We start from the raw sequence: 15487 nt of genomic DNA on the forward strand, positions 1-15487 counted from the left end.
CGGTTCGCCGGGCGTTGCCCGGCGTACCGGTAGCTACCCCACCAGATAGCGCAACACACCCGCCGAGACCACGCCGATCAGCACGGTCGGGAGCATCGACAGCCGCGTGGCGGCCAGCAGGGTAATGGCCAGCGCGGCCAGGTCGGCGGGTTTGTCGGCAACGAAGTCCGGGGCGATCACCGAGATCAGCACGCAGCCCGGCGCGGCTTCCATCACCGTCACCGCACGTTTGCTCAGGGTACGGTTGCGCAACGCCAGGAAGCCGACGATGCGGGTCAGGTAGGTGGCGGCGGCCATCAGCACGATGGTCAGTACCGAGGTCCAGTGGATCAGGCCATTGAAGATCATGCTGCGTCCTCCGCCAGCAGCCAGGCTGCGGCCAGGCCGGCCAGTGCGCCGCTGGCCACGTACCACGCGCCCGGGACCAGCAGATAAGTGGCGGCGGCCACGACCAGGCTGACCAGCCACGGCCACGCCGCCTTCATGCCCTGCCACATGCCGCGCAGCAGCACCAGGAACACGGCGGGGAAGGCCATGTCGAAACCATAGGCGTGGATGTCGCCCAACAGCGGCCCGATGATCGCGCCGAGTGCGGTGCAGGCCACCCAGACCGTGTACAGGCCTGCCGACACGCCCAGGTAGTAGGCCAGGCTGAAGCCAAGCGCGCGCCGGCGCGCATCGGCCACGCCCATCGCCCAGCTTTCGTCGCACATGAAGAACAGGGCCGGCAGCAGGCGTCGGCGCGGCAGGTGCTGGAGCAGCGGGGCCAGGCTGGCGCCCATCAGCAGGTGGCGGCTGTTGACCAGGGCGGTGATGGCCACGATCAGCGCGATGTGCGGTGGCGAGGTCCACAGTTCGACGGCGGCGAACTCCGAGCCGCCAGCGAAGTTGAGACCGGTCATCAGCGGTACTTCCAGTGCGCTCAGGCCCTTCTGGGCCGCCTGCGCTCCGAGCACCAGGGCAAACGGAATGAAGCCGATCATCACCGGCACGGCGGCGCGCAGGCCGCGCAGGAATTCGGCACGCGGGGCGGTATCGCAGGTGGCGGGCGGAGGGAGGGTGGTACGGGCGTCCATGGAACGGCACAACAAGGTGGGGGTGGCCCATGCTAGCGGTCCAATCACGAAATCGGGTTGCGTTGATGCCACTTGATTCTGGATGATTGATATTTCGTGCGGACAGAAGCGAAACGGGTGAAATTCCATGCAGTACCAGCTCGACAACCTCGATCGGCGCATCCTCGACGCCCTGCAGCGCGACGGTCGCCTGCAGAACCTGGAGCTGGCTCGCCTGGTCGGGCTGTCGCCGTCGGCCTGTCTGCGCCGGGTGCGGTTGCTGGAGGAGGGCGGCTACATCGACCGCTATGTGGCCTTGTTGAACGAGGCCAAGGTGGGCCGTGGCTTCACGGTGTTCGTTCGGGTGTGGCTGCGGGGGCAGGACGAGGACACCACCAATCACTTCATCAACAGCATCAAGTCGTTCCCGGAAGTGCTGGAATGCCATCTGATGGCCGGTGACTGCGATTTCCTGCTGCGGGTGGCGGTGGCGGACCTTGATGCCTACCGGCAGTTCCAGATGCAGCACCTGAACCGGATCGCCGGGGTGCAGAACACCAAGACGGAGATTCCGATGCAGCGGATCAAGCAGACGACCCAGCTGCCGCTTTGAGGGATGGGGTTTGCGGCCGGGTTGCACCCGGCACCCGCGGGTAGTGCCGGCCGCTGGCCGGCAACATCAACAGCAACAGCAACAGCGGGCCTACTGAGGGATGGCGGGGTGGGTCCGGTTGCGGGGGACGCTGCAAGTACGTCCATGTAGGCTCGGTCGCCGCATCCATGCGGCTCACGCCCCCGCAACCGGACCCACCCCGCCTTCGACAGATTTCCACGATCTGCCGGAACGGCATGAGCTGCTCTTGGTGGGTGTCGACCTTGGTCGACACGTCTGGGTCGGCACGGGGTCGGATCCCGTTGCTGCGCAACGGGCTCTGACCCCAGGCGTGGATGAGGTGGTCTGTTCGATTTATTGATTCCTGATGGGTGACTGGCTTCAGGTCGGCTGTAGGCGGCGGTCATCGCAATGACATGTGACCCCGGTACGGTTTGAGCCCGCTTGCGGGTCGCGCGCGGGCCGGGGTTCCGGTCTTGGCGCGCGTCCACTGCAGCTGCTGTCGCTGCCGAGGGTCATGTGTTCTACGTCAGGGGGCTGAATGGACACCATGCGGTCAGAACTTGGAAGGTGGCCATCGCGGCATGGCTGCTGCTGTCCTTTGCCGCTGCCGGGCAGGACGGTGTTCATGCCTACGACATCCCTGCGCAGCCGCTGGAACAGGCGGTCGAGCGCTTCAGCGTCATCAGTGGGTGGTCCGTGATGTACCCGGGCGATCTTGCCGCAGGCCGCAGCAGCCGTGCGCTGCGCGCCAGCCTGCCGCCGCTGCCCGCCCTGCAGGCGCTGCTGCAGGACTCCGGCGTCGAGGCCGAGGTGATCGGCAAACAGCGTGTGGTGCTGCGCCGGGACACGCCCTTGGCTGCCGAACCCGGTGTCGGCGCGGAACTCGCCGATGCGGAACGTCGACGTCGCTATGGTGGGCTGCAGCAGCGGCTGCGTGCGGTGTTCTGTGACGACCCGGAGATCGCTCCCGGCCGCTATGCCGCGACGCTGCGTTTCCGTGTCGACAGCGAGGGCCAGGTGCATGCGCCCGAGCTGCTGTCAGGCAGTGGCAGCGAGCGCCGCGATGCGCGCCTGCTGCAGGCGCTGCAGCACTTGGTGCTGGCACCCGATGCCGCTGCGCTGCCGCAGCCGGTAACGCTGCAGATCCGACCTTCCGGCACCGACCACGACTGTGGCGCGCGCGCGCCCCTTCCATGACTTCAAGGATTCGAACATGAGCAACGGTACGGCTGGGGCAGTTGACCTGATGGACCACCTTCTGGGTGCCTACGATGAACTGAAGCGCCGGCTGGTGCGCAAGCTGGGCTCGGAGGAGCTGGCCGGCGACGCGCTGCAGGACACGTGGATGCGCCTGAGCGCGCGGCGTGACCGCCTGGATGCCGTGCAGAACCCCGCGGCCTACCTGCTGCGCATGGCAATGAATACCGTGATCGACCGCCAACGTGCTGACCACCGCCTGCTGAGCCTGGAGGAGGTGGATACGCTGATGGACATGGCCGACCCTGCACCCGGCCCGGCGCAGGCGGCTGAACTGGACTTCGCGCTGGAAGACATGGTCGGCCTGCTGCAGCGCATGCCCGAGCGCCGTCGCCGCATCCTGCTGGCGATCCGTGTCGACGGCCTGCAGCAGCGCGATGTCGCCGATCACCTCGGTGTGTCGCTGCGGCTGGTGCAGCGTGAGCTGAAGGCCGCCCAGGACTATCTGGCCGAGCGCAGTGGAACGGGGCGCCAGGTGCGGTTCTGAACGGCGGCATCCGTCTACACTTTGACGCCGAGCAGAACCCCGCAGCGTGCGGGTCCGGCATGAGCCCCCATGGATCCTGACGATCGCCCGCAACGCCCGCTGGATGCCGTCGAGCGTCAGGCGCACGCGTGGGTGGTGCGGCTGACCTCGGGCGAGGCGACCGCCGCCGACGGGCGCCGGTTCCGCGCGTGGTGCGAGTCCGACCCGCGCCATCGCGAAGCGTTTGGCCGTGCGCGCCGGCAGTGGGAGCAGGTGCGGCTGGCCGGCGAGCAGCTGCCAGCGGCCGCGCGTCAACCGGTCGCGCCGACGCCGGCCCAGCGCTGGAGCCGACGCGCCTTCCTGGGCGCCGCGATTGCCGCCCCGGCCAGCCTGGTAGTGGTGGCGGCCATCCGCCCGCCGATGGGCCTGTGGCCCTCGGTGACAGCCATGGCAGCCGATTTCCATACCGGCACCGGTGAGCGACTGCAGATCGCGCCCTCGCCGCAACTGAAGATCGAACTGGATACGCAGAGCAGCCTGCGCCGCCGCGCGCACACGCAGGGCGAAGGCTTCGAGCTGGTGCAGGGCCAGGCCGCGATCGAGACCCAGGCCGGTCTGCGCCTGGCGTTGTTCGCGGGCCCGGGCTGCGTGATTGCCGATGAGGGCGCGGTGCGCCTGGACGTACGCAACACCCAGGGCCAGGTGCGGGTGACCTGCCTGCAGGGCAGTGCCCGCATCGAGCATCCGCAGGGCCGGCTGCGGCTGCAGGCGGGCCAGCAGACCCGGTACGACGAGCGCCTCAGTGGTGTGGTGGCCGAGGCCGTGGCGTCGGAAGTGAGTGCCTGGACGGAGGGCATGCTGGTGTTCCGCCGCGCACCGCTGCGTGAGGTGGTGGAGGAGATCAACCGTTACCGCCGCGGCAAGGTACTGCTGGGCGAATCGGCATTGGCGCGCGCCCCGGTCAGCGGCCGCTTCCGCATCGATGATCCGGACGCGGCGCTGGAGCAGCTGCGACGGACGATGTCGCTGGATCTGCGTCGCTTTCCGGGTGGCATCGCCGTCCTTGGATAGATGAAGGCGCTGGCCGTGCGCGCCGCGCCGGGCTGTTGCAAGCAAGGAGAATCCAAGGATGCGCAACGAGACCATCGGTGTGCTCGATCTGCGCCGCAATCTGTCTGCATTGCTGGAAACCACCCAGCGAAGGCCCCTGATGGTGCATCGCTATGGTTCGCCCTGGGTGTGCGTGGTGTCTGACGCGCAGTGGCAGCAGCAGGCGGTGCTGCTGGACTTCAATCCGCAGTCACACCCATTGGCGATGCTGCTGCGGCTGCAGCAGCAGGAGATGCCTTTGGTCGAATCCGGGGCGCTGCCGCCTGCGGTGCTCGCACGCGCACTGCTGTTGGCGGGCATGCATGGCATCGACGATCTCACGCAGCTGCATGAGCAGGTACTGCATCATCGGCTCTGGCACTGGTTCGTGGCGGGCGCCCATGGGGTGATGGAGGGATGGCAGCTGCCCGCACTGCGCGTTGCGCTGGCGTCATGGTGCGATGACGTGGACATGACCGATGCACTGGTCGCATTCGCTGCCCGCAGCGACGTGGCGGTACTGGCCCGCCGTTGTGGGGGTGACGCACCGCGGCTGCAGCGCGAAGCCTGCAGGCGGATGACGCTGCGATGACGTTGCCGATGAAGCGCCACCCCGTGCACAGAGTTGCATTCGCGGTGTCGCTTCACCTGCCTTGCTGACGTCTTCTCCAGAGTACGACGCACCACGCGTCGTGGAGCAGGGGCGGCGCAGATGGAAGACAGTCGCAGGATCAGCATGCTGGAGCTGGATCGCCACCTGAGCCAGTCGCTGGAGCAGGCACGGCACACGCCCCTGAACGTACAGCGCTATGGACGCTCGTGGGTCTGGGTGCTGTCCAGTGACGCCTGGGCGGATGCGGCGCGCTGGGCGGCACTGGACAGCAGTGCGCATCCACTGGCGGCACTTCGAAAGGCCCTCGACCTGCGGCTGTGGCCCTGGCCCGACGCGGCCATCAGCGCGCTGCCGCTTGGCGCAGCCGATGCGCGACTGCTGCAACGTGCGGCCCTGCTGGTGATCGTGCGTGATCTCAACACTGCGCAGCGCGTGTACGACGACCTGCGCTACCACCAGGCCTACCGCATGTTCATCGGCCTCGACCACGGCACCGCGTGGTCGCCGACGCAGTGCGTGCGCCTGCTGCAGGCGTGCGTGCATCCGTTGTTGCGCGAGTGCATCGACCAGACACTGGCCAGCGTGCCGCAACACCTGCTCGAGGCGGCACGCGTGCCGGCTGCACGTGCGCCCGCACAGGCAACCGCGCAGCGAATCGCAGGCGGATGTTTATCGTACTGACACATGCACCGCTGACCATGGTGCAGCGGTCTCTTCCAGGATGACGAGGGCGGAACAATGGCAAGGCAGGCAGGTGGTTGCAGGGCTCGGCAGCAGGGCTTCAGCCTGATCGAGATCATGGTGGTGGTGGTGATCATCGGCATCCTTGCCGCGCTGATCGTGCCGCGGTTGATGGACCGTCCGGACCAGGCGCGCGTGGTGGCGGCGCGCCAGGACATCGCGGCGCTGATGCAGGCGCTGAAGTTGTTCAAGCTGGACAATGGGCGCTATCCCAGTGCCGAACAGGGCCTGCAGGCGCTGGTGAAGCCGCCGCAGGGCAGCGGTGCGTTGCCGGTGACGCCGTATCTGGATCGCCTGCCGAATGATCCGTGGGGCCATCCGTACCAGTACCAGGTTCCCGGAACCCATGGCGACATCGATGTGTTCTCGCTGGGTGCGGACAGCAAGCCCGGTGGCGACGCCGGAAACGCGGATATCGGCTCCTGGCAGCTGTGAGGCGTGCTGATGGCAGCCCGGACGCGTTCGATTTCATGCATCCACCAGCGTGGCGTGGCGGTGATCGTCGCCTTGCTGGTGGTGGCATTGGTGGCCGTGATTGCCACTGCGCTGCTGACCCGGCAGTCGGCGCAGCTGCGTGCGCTGCGCGGCGACCAGTTGCGCGCGCAGGTGCGCATGGCGGTGGACGCCACGCTGGAGCGTGCGGCGCAGCAGCTGCGTGAGGATGTGAAGGAACAGCTGACCACGGTGCGCGGCGGACGCTGGGCGCGTCCTTTGCAGCTGCAGGCACCGTTGCCGGTGCAGCTGCAGCTGGTCGATGCCCAGTCGATGTTCAACCTGCGCAACCTGCTGGCCCATGGCAGGCCGGACCCTGAGGCGCGGGGCGCGTTCGTCGCGTTGTGTGCCGGGCAGGGGCTGGGCCAGGGCACCTGCGCATCCGCGGTGGACCGCATCCAGGCGCGCCTGCGCGACGGTGATATGCCGGCGCAGGCGCCGCTGCCGCGCGAATCACTGATCGAACAGGCGCTGGCCGGCGCCGACCCGGTGGCGTTGCAGGCGCTGGCGCGGCGCACAGTGGTGTTGCCCGCGCAGACCCTGGTCAACGCCAATACCTGCGACCTGAGCGTCCTGCAGGCAGTGGCGCCTGCGGTGGAACCGGCAAGGCTGCAGGCGCTGCTCGCTGAGCGCGACGCCGGCCACTGGCTGCTCAACCGCGGTGACATCGCCAACCGACTCCAACTGAGCAACGAACAGATGGCCGTGCTTCCGCTGGGTATCCATAGCGAGTGGTTCCTGGCCGTCGGCCGGGTGCAGGCCGACGGCAGCGCGGTTGATTTCCGCGCGCTGCTCTGGCGCGAGTACCGCGACGACGGGGTGCGTGTACAACGGGTGTGGACGAGGATCGGCGCATGACCGTGCAGCTTCGGGTGCGCCTGCCGGCGCTGGCGCACCTGCGCGCTGACAGCGCGGTGGACTGGGCGCAGCTGCACAAGGGCGAGGTGCTCGCCCACGGCCGCGACACGCTGGCGGCGCTGGGCCTGCGGCATCCGCGGGCCACGGTGCACGCCTGCCTTGATCCGAACGACCTGATCCTGCTGGAACTGCAGCTGCCGCCGCTGTCCGGGCGCCGCCTGCACGCGGCGTTGCAGGGCGAGGTGGAGGCCATGCTGCTGGATGATCTGCAGGACGTGGCGCTGGCCCACGGTGCGCAGGCGGCAGACGGTACGGTTCCGGTGGCCTGGCTCGGCCAGCAGGCCATTACGCAGGCGCAGCAGCTGCTGGCCTCGTGCGCGCTGCAGCTGCAGGCGTTGCATCCGACGCCACTGCTGCTGCCTTGGCAGGACCGCCACGCCACGCTGCAGGTCAGCGGCGAGCATCTGCTGGTGCGCAGCGGGCGCGATCGGGGACTTGTCCAATGGTATGGCGGACGTGATGCGTCTGCGGCGATGCAGGCGTTGGCCACCCGCCTGCAACAGGCCGGCGTGCAGGCCGTGCAATGGATCGACAGCGTACCGCCGGCGTGGCCGGGCAGCCTGCCGGCCACCGCCGTCGCGCATGAACTGCAGGCCTGTGGCCCCTTGCCGGGTTGGTCATTGCCGCTGCCCGGCGCAGGCCGTCAAGCGCCGCGACTGGCGATCGGCCTGGCACTGGCGGCGGTGCTGTTGGCCGCACTTGGGCTGCAGTGGCAGGTCTCGCGTTGGCGGATCGAGGGTGAGGCGCTGCAGCAGGACATGGCACGGCAGTTCAGCGCACGCTTCCCGGAGATCACCGATGTGGTGGACCCGGTGTTGCAGGCAAGGCGAGCGCTTGCGGTTCCGCCGCCAGCGCCGCCGTTGCCGGCGCTGCAGCGTCAGGTCGCCAGCACGCTGCACGCGGTTCCGGAGCTGGCGGGGCAGGTGCACAGCCTGCACTACCAACCCGGGCAGGTGTACCTGGAGCTGGACGCTGATGCTCGGGCATTGGCCGACGATCCACAGCGGCTTGAGCGCTGGCAGCAAGCGGTGCAGGCGCAGGGGCTGCAGCTGGTGCGCGATGCCGGTGGACGCCTGCGGGTGAGCGGAGCGGGACAGTGACGACGCGAACCTTGCGGCTGAGCGAGGGGCTGGCGGGCGTGCAGCAGCGCTGGCAACGCCTGCCACCGCGCGACCGGCTGATGCTGTGGGTAATGGTGGTGGCGCTGCTGGTGGCGGGCCTGTGGTCGTTATGGCTGGAGCCCTTGCTGAAGCAGCGCACGCACTGGCAGGCCGAACTCCCACGGCTGCAGGCGCAGCAGCGCGCACTGGCACCGCTGCTGCACGCCCGTGAGCGCCAGCAGCTGGCGCAGGGCCAGCATCCGACCCTGGCCGGACTGCGTGACCAGATCAAGGCCGCCGGTCTGGCTGGCGGCCTGCATATCGAAGCGCGCGACGGGCGCTGGCACCTGCAGGTACGGGCCATACCTGCCGATGCGCTATGGAACTGGCTGCTGCCGCTGCTGGCCGACCCTGCCATCGAGCTGCAGCAGCTGCAATTGACACGCACAGGGGATGCGAACATGCCGGCGGCACGGATTTCAGGACACATCGTGATGGTGGCCCCTGCGGGTGCCCATCCATGAGGGCGATGCGCAGCCTTGCCTGCAGTGCCGCATTGGCCCTGATCGTGGGCGTGGCCCACATGCCGGCGCCGGTGGCGGCGCAGGACACCCGCGATGAGCCGGTGCAGCTGAACCTGGTGGATACCGATATCGGTGGCGTACTGCGCATGGCAGCGCGCTTCACCGGGCGCCAGTTTCTGGTCGATCCACGGGTGACCGGCAAGATGACATTGGTTTCCGATGGCCCGGTCAGCCGTACCCAGGCCTATCAGCTGCTGCTGGGCGCATTGCGCATGCGTGGCTTCGCCGTGGTCGAGAACGGCGGCGTCAGCCGGGTGGTGCCGCAGGCCGATGCCAAGTTGCTCGGTGGACGGGTGGGCAGCGGTGGTGCAGGGGGCGAGATCGCCACGCGCACCTTTGCGCTGCGCTATGAGAATGCGGCGGCGCTGGTGGCTGTGCTGCGGCCGATGATCAGCCCGGACAACCCGATCACCGCCAACCCCGGCAACAACACCCTGGTGATCACCGACTATGCCGACAACCTGGAGCGCATCGCACGGGTTATCGCCAGCGTCGATACTCCGGCCGGCATGGACACCGATGTAGTGAAGCTGCAGCAGGGCATCGCTGTGGACGTCGCGGCGATGGTCGCGCCGCTGCTGGATGCGCAGGGCGCCGAGCCCAGCCAGAAGGTGGTGGTGATGGCCGACCCGCGCAGCAACAGTGTGCTGCTGCGTTCCAGCAGCCCCGGCCGCACCCGTCTGGCGCGGCAGCTGGTGGAGAAGCTGGACCGCGCCCAGGACGAGTCCGGCAACCTGCATGTGGTCTACCTGCGCAATGCCCAGGCCAATCAGCTCGCCGGCGTGCTGCGCGGCGTGGTTGCGGGGCAGAGCGATGCGCCGGCAGTGGGCAGCAATGAAGGCATCACGCCACTGCCTGGCGATGCAAGCCGTTCCGCACCGGCGCAGCCGTCGCAACCGCAGCAGGCCAAGACAGGAAGCAATGCGCTGGAATCGCAGCGGCTGGACCCGAGCCGGCGTGACCCGATCGATGCGGGAAGCACCGGCTTCAGCCAGAACGGCATCTCGGTGCAGGCGGACGTGGCCACCAACACGCTGCTGATCTCGGCGCCGGAGCCGGTGTACCGCAACCTGCGACGGGTGATCGACCAGCTCGACCAGCGCCGTGCACAGGTGCTGGTCGAGAGCCTGATCGTGGAGGTCAACCAGACCGATGCGGCCGAGCTGGGCGTGCAGTGGATGCTGGGCAATGGACGCACCTTTGGTGGCACCCACTTCGGTGGCGCCACCGGCGGCAGTGGACTCAATACCGGTGCCCGCACCACGCTGGACGTGCTTCCCCGGGATGGCCTGAAGATCGGCGTGATCGACGGCACCATCAACCTTCCAGGTGTCGGCCAGATCCTCAACATGAAAGCGCTGGCCAACGCACTGCAGAGCAAGGGCGGCGCCAACATCCTGTCCACGCCGAACCTGATGACGCTGGACAACGAAGCGGCCAGCATCATGGTCGGCCAGACCGTGCCGTTTGTCAGCGGGCGCTACGTGACCGACGGTGGCGGCGGCAGCAACAACCCGTTCCAGACCATCGTGCGCGAGGACGTGGGCCTGAAGCTGCGCGTGCGCCCGCAGATTTCCGAAGGCGGCACGGTGAAGCTGGACATCTACCAGGAAGTCAGCAGCATCGACGCGCAGAGCGCGAACAGCACGGCCGGCATCATCACCAACAAGCGCGCCCTGGATACCAGCGTGCTGCTGGACGATGGCCAGATCATGGTGCTGGGTGGCCTGCTGGAAGACAGCGTCAGCCATGGCCGTGATGCGGTGCCGGGGCTGGGAAAGATCCCGGTGCTGGGCGCCTTGTTCCGCAGCGACACGCGCAAGCGCGCCAAGACCAACCTGATGGTGTTCCTGCGCCCGCACGTGGTGCGTGACCCGGCCGCCGGCCAGCGCCTGACCCGCGACCGCTACGACTACATGCGCAACGCGCAGGCGGGCGCGCAGCCAGTACAGAGCTGGGCCTTGCCGGCGCTGTCGGCACCGCAGCTGCCACCGCAGGACCTGTCTGTACTCGGCCAGGGCAATGCGCGCGATGGCTGGGGCCAGCCGTTGCAGAACACCAGCCTGGCCGCGTTGTATCCGTCCGGTGACGGCGATGCGCAGCTGGTGCAGTTCGCGCAGGGGCTGGACCCGGCGCGTGCCAGCCAGGGCGTGGCGCAGGTGCGGGCACTGGGCCTGCAGGCCTATGCTGAAGCGACGCCCGGCGAGAGCGGGCAACGCCTGCGCGTGCGATTGCCGCGCGATCCGGCGACGCTGGACCCTGCGCTGCAGCAGCTGCGCGTGCTGGGCTACACGCCGGAACTGGTGATCGGGCCGTGAGCGCTTCCGCGCCGCTGGCGTACGCCTGGGTGCGCAGCCATGGCGTGATGCTGTCCGAAGTTGGCGGCGAGCCCGTGTTGCTGGGCACCGCCGACACCGCAGCGTGGGCCGTGGCCGAGCTGCGCCGGCGGCATGGCCCGCTTCCGTTCCAGATGCTGGATGCGGCAGCCTGGCAGCAGCGCTTGGGCGAGCAGTACCGTGACGGCGGCGATGCCGCTGCCGTGGTGGGGGCCGCCGAGAGTGAAGTCGATCTGGACCGGTTGATGCAGGACATGCCGGAGGTCACCGACCTGCTGGATGCGCAGGACGATGCGCCGGTGATCCGCATGATCAATGCGTTGCTGGCACAGGCTGCACGCGACGGTGCCAGCGATCTGCATATCGAGCCGTTCGAGACCCATTCGGTGGTGCGCTACCGGGTGGACGGCACGCTGCGCGACATGGTGCAGCCACGGCGCGCACTGCATGCAGCGCTGGTGTCGCGCATCAAGATCATGGCCCACCTGGACATCGCCGAGAAGCGGTTGCCACAGGATGGGCGCATTGCGATCCGCGTGGGCGGGCGGCCGCTGGACATCCGTGTTTCCACTGTACCGACCGGGCATGGCGAGCGCGCCGTGCTGCGATTGCTGGAAAAGGATGCCGGCCGCCTGCAGCTGCAGCGCCTGGGCATGGCCGATGACACCTTGGCCACATTCACCGGGCTGATCCGGCAGCCGCACGGGATCGTGCTGGTGACCGGGCCGACCGGCAGCGGCAAGACCACGTCGCTGTACGCCGCGCTGGGCCAGCTCGACAGCAGCACCAGCAACATCCTCACCGTGGAAGACCCGGTGGAGTACGACTTCGCCGGCATCGGCCAGATCCAGGTCAATGCGCGCATCGGCATGAGCTTTGGCACCGCGCTGCGCGCGATCCTGCGCCAGGATCCGGATACGATCATGATCGGTGAGATACGCGACCTGGAAACCGCACAGATCGCCGTGCAGTCGTCACTGACCGGGCATGGCGTGCTGGCCTCGCTGCACACCAACGATGCGATCTCGGCGGTGACCCGCCTGGCCGACATGGGTGTGGAGCCCTTTCTGCTGGCTTCGTCGCTGCGCGGCGTACTGGCGCAGCGGCTGGTGCGGCGGCTGTGCACGCAGTGCCGGCGTGCCGAGGTGGATGGCGAAGGCCGAACCGTGTGGCGCGCGGTGGGCTGTGCGGCCTGCGCCAACAGCGGCTATCGGGGTCGTACCGGCATCCACGAACTGTTCGTGGTCGATGACCGCGTGCGCGCATTGATCCATGAAGGGCAGGGCGAGCCCGCGCTGCGCGAGGCCGCGCGGCGCGCCGGCATGCGCACGTTGCGGCAGGACGGCCAGCGGTGGGTCGACAGCGGTGTGACCACGCTGGAAGAAATCCTGCGCGTCACCGGCGACGACTGAGACCACGATGGCACTGTTCGATTATCAGGCCGCCAACGCGCAGGGCCGCATCGAGAAAGGCCAGCTGGACGCCGACAGCCCGCGCGGTGCGCGTCAGCTGCTGCGCGGGCGTGGGCTGACGCCTGTGCAGGTCAGTGCGGCGCGCAGTGCCGGCAGTGGCTGGGGTGCTCGCCGGTTGTCAGCCAGTGAGCTGGCCTGGGCCACGCGCCAGCTGGCCAGCCTGCTGGCCGCCAGCCTGCCGTTGGAAGGTGCCTTGAGTGCGGTGATCGAGCAGGCCGAGCGCCCGCACGTGGCGCAGGCGCTTACTGCCGTGCGTGCGGATGTACGTGCTGGCCAGCGCCTGACCGTGGCACTCGCCGCGCGGCCTCGCGATTTCCCGCCGATCTATCGGGCCCTGGTGGGGGCGGGTGAAGACTCCGGCGACCTGGCGCGAGTGATGGAGCGCCTGGCCGACTACATCGAAGAGCGCAACGCGCTGCAGGCCAAGGTGCTGACTGCCTTCATCTATCCGGCGGCGATCAGCCTGGTGTCGGTCGCGATCGTGATCTTCCTGCTCAGCTACGTGGTGCCGCAGGTGGTGACCGCGTTCGTGCAGGCGCGGCAGACGCTGCCGATGCTGACCCAGGTGATGCTGGCGGCCAGTGCTTTCGTGCGCAGTTGGGGCGTGTGGGCGGGGCTGGGCATCGCTGCGCTGGGGGTGGCCTGGCGACTGGCGCTGCGCCGGCCCGAGCTGCGCCTGCGCTGGGACGCGATGCTGCTGCGGCTGCCGATGATCGGGCGCTTCGTGCTGGGCGTGAACAGCGCGCGTTTCGCCTCGACGCTGGCAATCCTGCTCGATGCCGGCGTGCCGCTGCTGCGTGCACTGGAGGCGGCGCGGCAGACCCTGGGCAACGCGCTGCTGGCGCGCTGTGCCGATGATGTGGCTGCACGCGTACGCGAAGGTGCGGCACTGGGTGCTGCGTTGAAGGTGCAGAAGGTATATCCGCCGATCCTGGTGCATCTGGTGGCCAGTGGCGAGAAGACCGGTTCGCTGGCGCCGCTGCTGGATCGCGCCGCGCAGACCATCTCACGCGAGATCGAGCGTCGCGCGATGGCGCTGACCGCCCTGCTGGAACCGACCATGATCCTGGTGATGGGCGGCGTGGTGCTGACGATCGTGCTGGCGGTGCTGATGCCGATCATGGAAATGAACCAGCTGGTGCAGTGATGCGCAAAGCGCATCACAGGTAGAGTCGACTGTTAGTCGACTAGCGCGCAGCGCGCGTGCTTCGTACTGCTGCTGCGTGTGAAGAGCAGTCGACTAACAGTCGACTCTACCCAGTCGATTCGATCCAGTCGATTCCATCGAATCGATCCCATCCAGTCGATCGGACGGCGTCGTTGGAATGTGGCATGGGCCGATTCTCCACACAATCCTCCACACCTTTTTTCGATCTTCCACAGGTTTCTTAAGCGGCCTGTCATCGGTGCGGACCAGCATGGACACGTCGCCGCAGAGTGGGCTGGGAGGCCCTCGGCGGCAGCAGGCGTGTAGTGACCGTTCCTCCCTTGGCGTTTCCCTTCGCAGTAAACCCTTCAGGAGAAGATCATGAACAAGTACAAGACCCTGGCCGCGCTGGTTGCTACCGCGCTGCTGGCCACTGCTGGTGCCGCTTCGGCCCAGACCGCCGTCACCGGCGGCGGCGCTTCGCTGCCGGCCGACCTGTACAAGGGCCAGGCCGACAGCATCCTGCCGGCCAACTTCAGCTATGCCGTGACCGGTTCGGGCACCGGCAAGAAGGCCTTCCTCGAAAACAATTCCAGCCTGTTCCAGGCCACCGGCACCGTGCATTTCGCCGGTAGCGACTCGGTGCTGAGCGGCACCGAGCTGAGCACCTACAACAGCACCTACAACGTGTCCGGCGACGCCAACCGCTATGGCGCACTGGTGCAGATCCCGTCGGTCGCCACCTCGGTCACCATTCCGTTCAACAAGGCCGGTTCGGCGGTTGACCTGTCGGTCACCCAGATCTGCGGCATCTTCTCCGGCAAGATCAACAACTGGAGCCAGCTGGCGGGCTTGGGCCGTACCGGCGCCATCCAGGTCGTCTACCGCGGCGAAAGCAGCGGCACCAGCGAACTGCTGACCCGCTTCCTGACCAGCGCCTGCCAGCCGGCTGACGTGTCGGGTACCAACCTGAAGCTGACCAACGGCGTGCCGGCATTCTCGGTGCAGTCGACCTTCGCCAACCTGTTCACCAGCGTGCCGTCGAACTTCATCGCTGCCCCGGCCACCGGTGGCACCGCGCTGTACAACGCCGTCTATGCCGTTGACGGCCGCGTCGGCTATGTCGGTCCGGACGTGATCCCGAGCCTGACCGATGCCACCAAAATCGCCAAGGTCAAGGGCTTCTCGCCGGATGAAGTGAGTGTGCAGGCCACGCTGGAAACCGCTGCGCCGCCGACCGGTGCCGCCGCCGAGAACCCGGCGAACTGGGTGCCGGTGTTCGGCAACCCGAACGCGGGCTATCCGATTGCCGGTTACACCAACTTCGTGTTCGGCCAGTGCTACAAGAATGGCACTGTGGGCGCCAACGTGCGTGCCTTCCTGGCACGTCACTACGGCAGTGTCGTCGATGCCAGCGGCGTCGAGAAGGGGCCGAACGACGACGCGATCCGCGCGCACAAGTTCATTCCGCTGACCAAGACCTGGCGTGATGCGGTCCGCACCCGCTTTGCGACCGCCACCAACGCCGGTGCCGTGAACAACCCCAGCACCTGCTCGGGCATCGGCCGTCCGCTGTAACTGCGATTGCTTTGGTCGTTGCA

At 68.0% G+C, this 15487-nt stretch carries 16 protein-coding genes; 14 read left to right on the plus strand and 2 right to left on the minus strand.

The window, feature by feature from the left end; all coding sequences use genetic code 11:
- Positions 1 to 33: 33 nt before the first annotated feature.
- Together ROV95_RS12545 and ROV95_RS12550 are read right to left on the minus strand one after the other, a co-directional pair.
- Positions 34 to 348 (minus strand): AzlD family protein, encoded by a 315-nt coding sequence (locus tag ROV95_RS12545; RefSeq protein WP_111102601.1) that lies wholly within the window; start codon positions 346 to 348, stop codon positions 34 to 36.
- Entirely contained in the window at positions 345 to 1076 is a 732-nt protein-coding gene (locus ROV95_RS12550; protein ID WP_312544653.1) for an AzlC family ABC transporter permease, read from the minus strand. The genes ROV95_RS12545 and ROV95_RS12550 overlap by 4 nt, the downstream gene beginning before the upstream one ends.
- Positions 1077 to 1203: 127 nt before the next feature.
- Here ROV95_RS12550 and ROV95_RS12555 point away from each other — a divergent pair, with 127 nt between their 5' ends.
- The 14 genes from ROV95_RS12555 to ROV95_RS12620 all read left to right on the plus strand — a co-directional run bounded on the left by ROV95_RS12555 (position 1204) and on the right by ROV95_RS12620 (position 15464).
- Positions 1204 to 1668: an Lrp/AsnC family transcriptional regulator gene (locus ROV95_RS12555; protein WP_005413654.1), complete on the plus strand. Its 465-nt coding sequence runs from the start codon at positions 1204 to 1206 to the stop codon at positions 1666 to 1668.
- A gap of 519 nt (positions 1669 to 2187) precedes the next feature.
- Complete coding sequence (locus ROV95_RS12560; protein ID WP_312544654.1) at positions 2188 to 2868, plus strand: STN domain-containing protein; 681 nt, start codon at positions 2188 to 2190, stop codon at positions 2866 to 2868.
- A 16-nt stretch (positions 2869 to 2884) separates the two neighbouring features.
- Positions 2885 to 3415: a sigma-70 family RNA polymerase sigma factor gene (locus tag ROV95_RS12565; protein WP_026347004.1), complete on the plus strand. Its 531-nt coding sequence runs from the start codon at positions 2885 to 2887 to the stop codon at positions 3413 to 3415.
- A gap of 69 nt (positions 3416 to 3484) precedes the next feature.
- Complete coding sequence (locus tag ROV95_RS12570) at positions 3485 to 4465, plus strand: DUF4880 domain-containing protein (RefSeq protein ID WP_111098549.1); 981 nt, start codon at positions 3485 to 3487, stop codon at positions 4463 to 4465.
- A 58-nt stretch (positions 4466 to 4523) separates the two neighbouring features.
- A complete protein-coding gene (locus tag ROV95_RS12575; RefSeq protein ID WP_111098548.1) occupies positions 4524 to 5075 on the plus strand; it encodes a hypothetical protein in 552 nt (183 codons plus the stop codon).
- A 120-nt stretch (positions 5076 to 5195) separates the two neighbouring features.
- Positions 5196 to 5777 carry a hypothetical protein gene (locus tag ROV95_RS12580; protein ID WP_164143855.1) on the plus strand — a complete coding sequence of 194 codons (582 nt, stop codon included), beginning with the start codon at positions 5196 to 5198 and terminating at the stop codon, positions 5775 to 5777.
- A gap of 57 nt (positions 5778 to 5834) precedes the next feature.
- Positions 5835 to 6272: a type II secretion system major pseudopilin GspG gene (gene gspG, locus ROV95_RS12585; protein WP_049440019.1), complete on the plus strand. Its 438-nt coding sequence runs from the start codon at positions 5835 to 5837 to the stop codon at positions 6270 to 6272.
- A 9-nt stretch (positions 6273 to 6281) separates the two neighbouring features.
- Entirely contained in the window at positions 6282 to 7187 is a 906-nt protein-coding gene (gene gspK / locus ROV95_RS12590) for a type II secretion system minor pseudopilin GspK (protein ID WP_164143854.1), read from the plus strand.
- The gene (gene gspL / locus ROV95_RS12595; protein WP_312544663.1) at positions 7184 to 8347 is read left to right on the plus strand and encodes a type II secretion system protein GspL; all 1164 of its coding nucleotides are present in this window, start codon (positions 7184 to 7186) and stop codon (positions 8345 to 8347) included. Before gspK ends, gspL begins: the two co-directional genes overlap by 4 nt.
- Complete coding sequence (gene gspM, locus ROV95_RS12600; RefSeq protein ID WP_312544665.1) at positions 8344 to 8871, plus strand: type II secretion system protein GspM; 528 nt, start codon at positions 8344 to 8346, stop codon at positions 8869 to 8871. Before gspL ends, gspM begins: the two co-directional genes overlap by 4 nt.
- Positions 8868 to 11249 (plus strand): type II secretion system secretin GspD, encoded by a 2382-nt coding sequence (gspD, locus tag ROV95_RS12605; protein ID WP_312544667.1) that lies wholly within the window; start codon positions 8868 to 8870, stop codon positions 11247 to 11249. The genes gspM and gspD overlap by 4 nt, the downstream gene beginning before the upstream one ends.
- Positions 11246 to 12679: a type II secretion system ATPase GspE gene (gene gspE, locus ROV95_RS12610; protein ID WP_312544669.1), complete on the plus strand. Its 1434-nt coding sequence runs from the start codon at positions 11246 to 11248 to the stop codon at positions 12677 to 12679. Before gspD ends, gspE begins: the two co-directional genes overlap by 4 nt.
- Before the next feature lie 7 nt (positions 12680 to 12686).
- Complete coding sequence (gene gspF, locus ROV95_RS12615; RefSeq protein WP_312544670.1) at positions 12687 to 13886, plus strand: type II secretion system inner membrane protein GspF; 1200 nt, start codon at positions 12687 to 12689, stop codon at positions 13884 to 13886.
- 381 nt (positions 13887 to 14267) lie between these two features.
- A complete protein-coding gene (locus tag ROV95_RS12620) occupies positions 14268 to 15464 on the plus strand; it encodes a substrate-binding domain-containing protein (RefSeq protein WP_312544671.1) in 1197 nt (398 codons plus the stop codon).
- Positions 15465 to 15487: the final 23 nt, after the last annotated feature.

This window comes from Stenotrophomonas maltophilia group sp. msm1, assembly GCF_032025805.1.
Lineage (GTDB): Bacteria > Pseudomonadota > Gammaproteobacteria > Xanthomonadales > Xanthomonadaceae > Stenotrophomonas > Stenotrophomonas hibiscicola.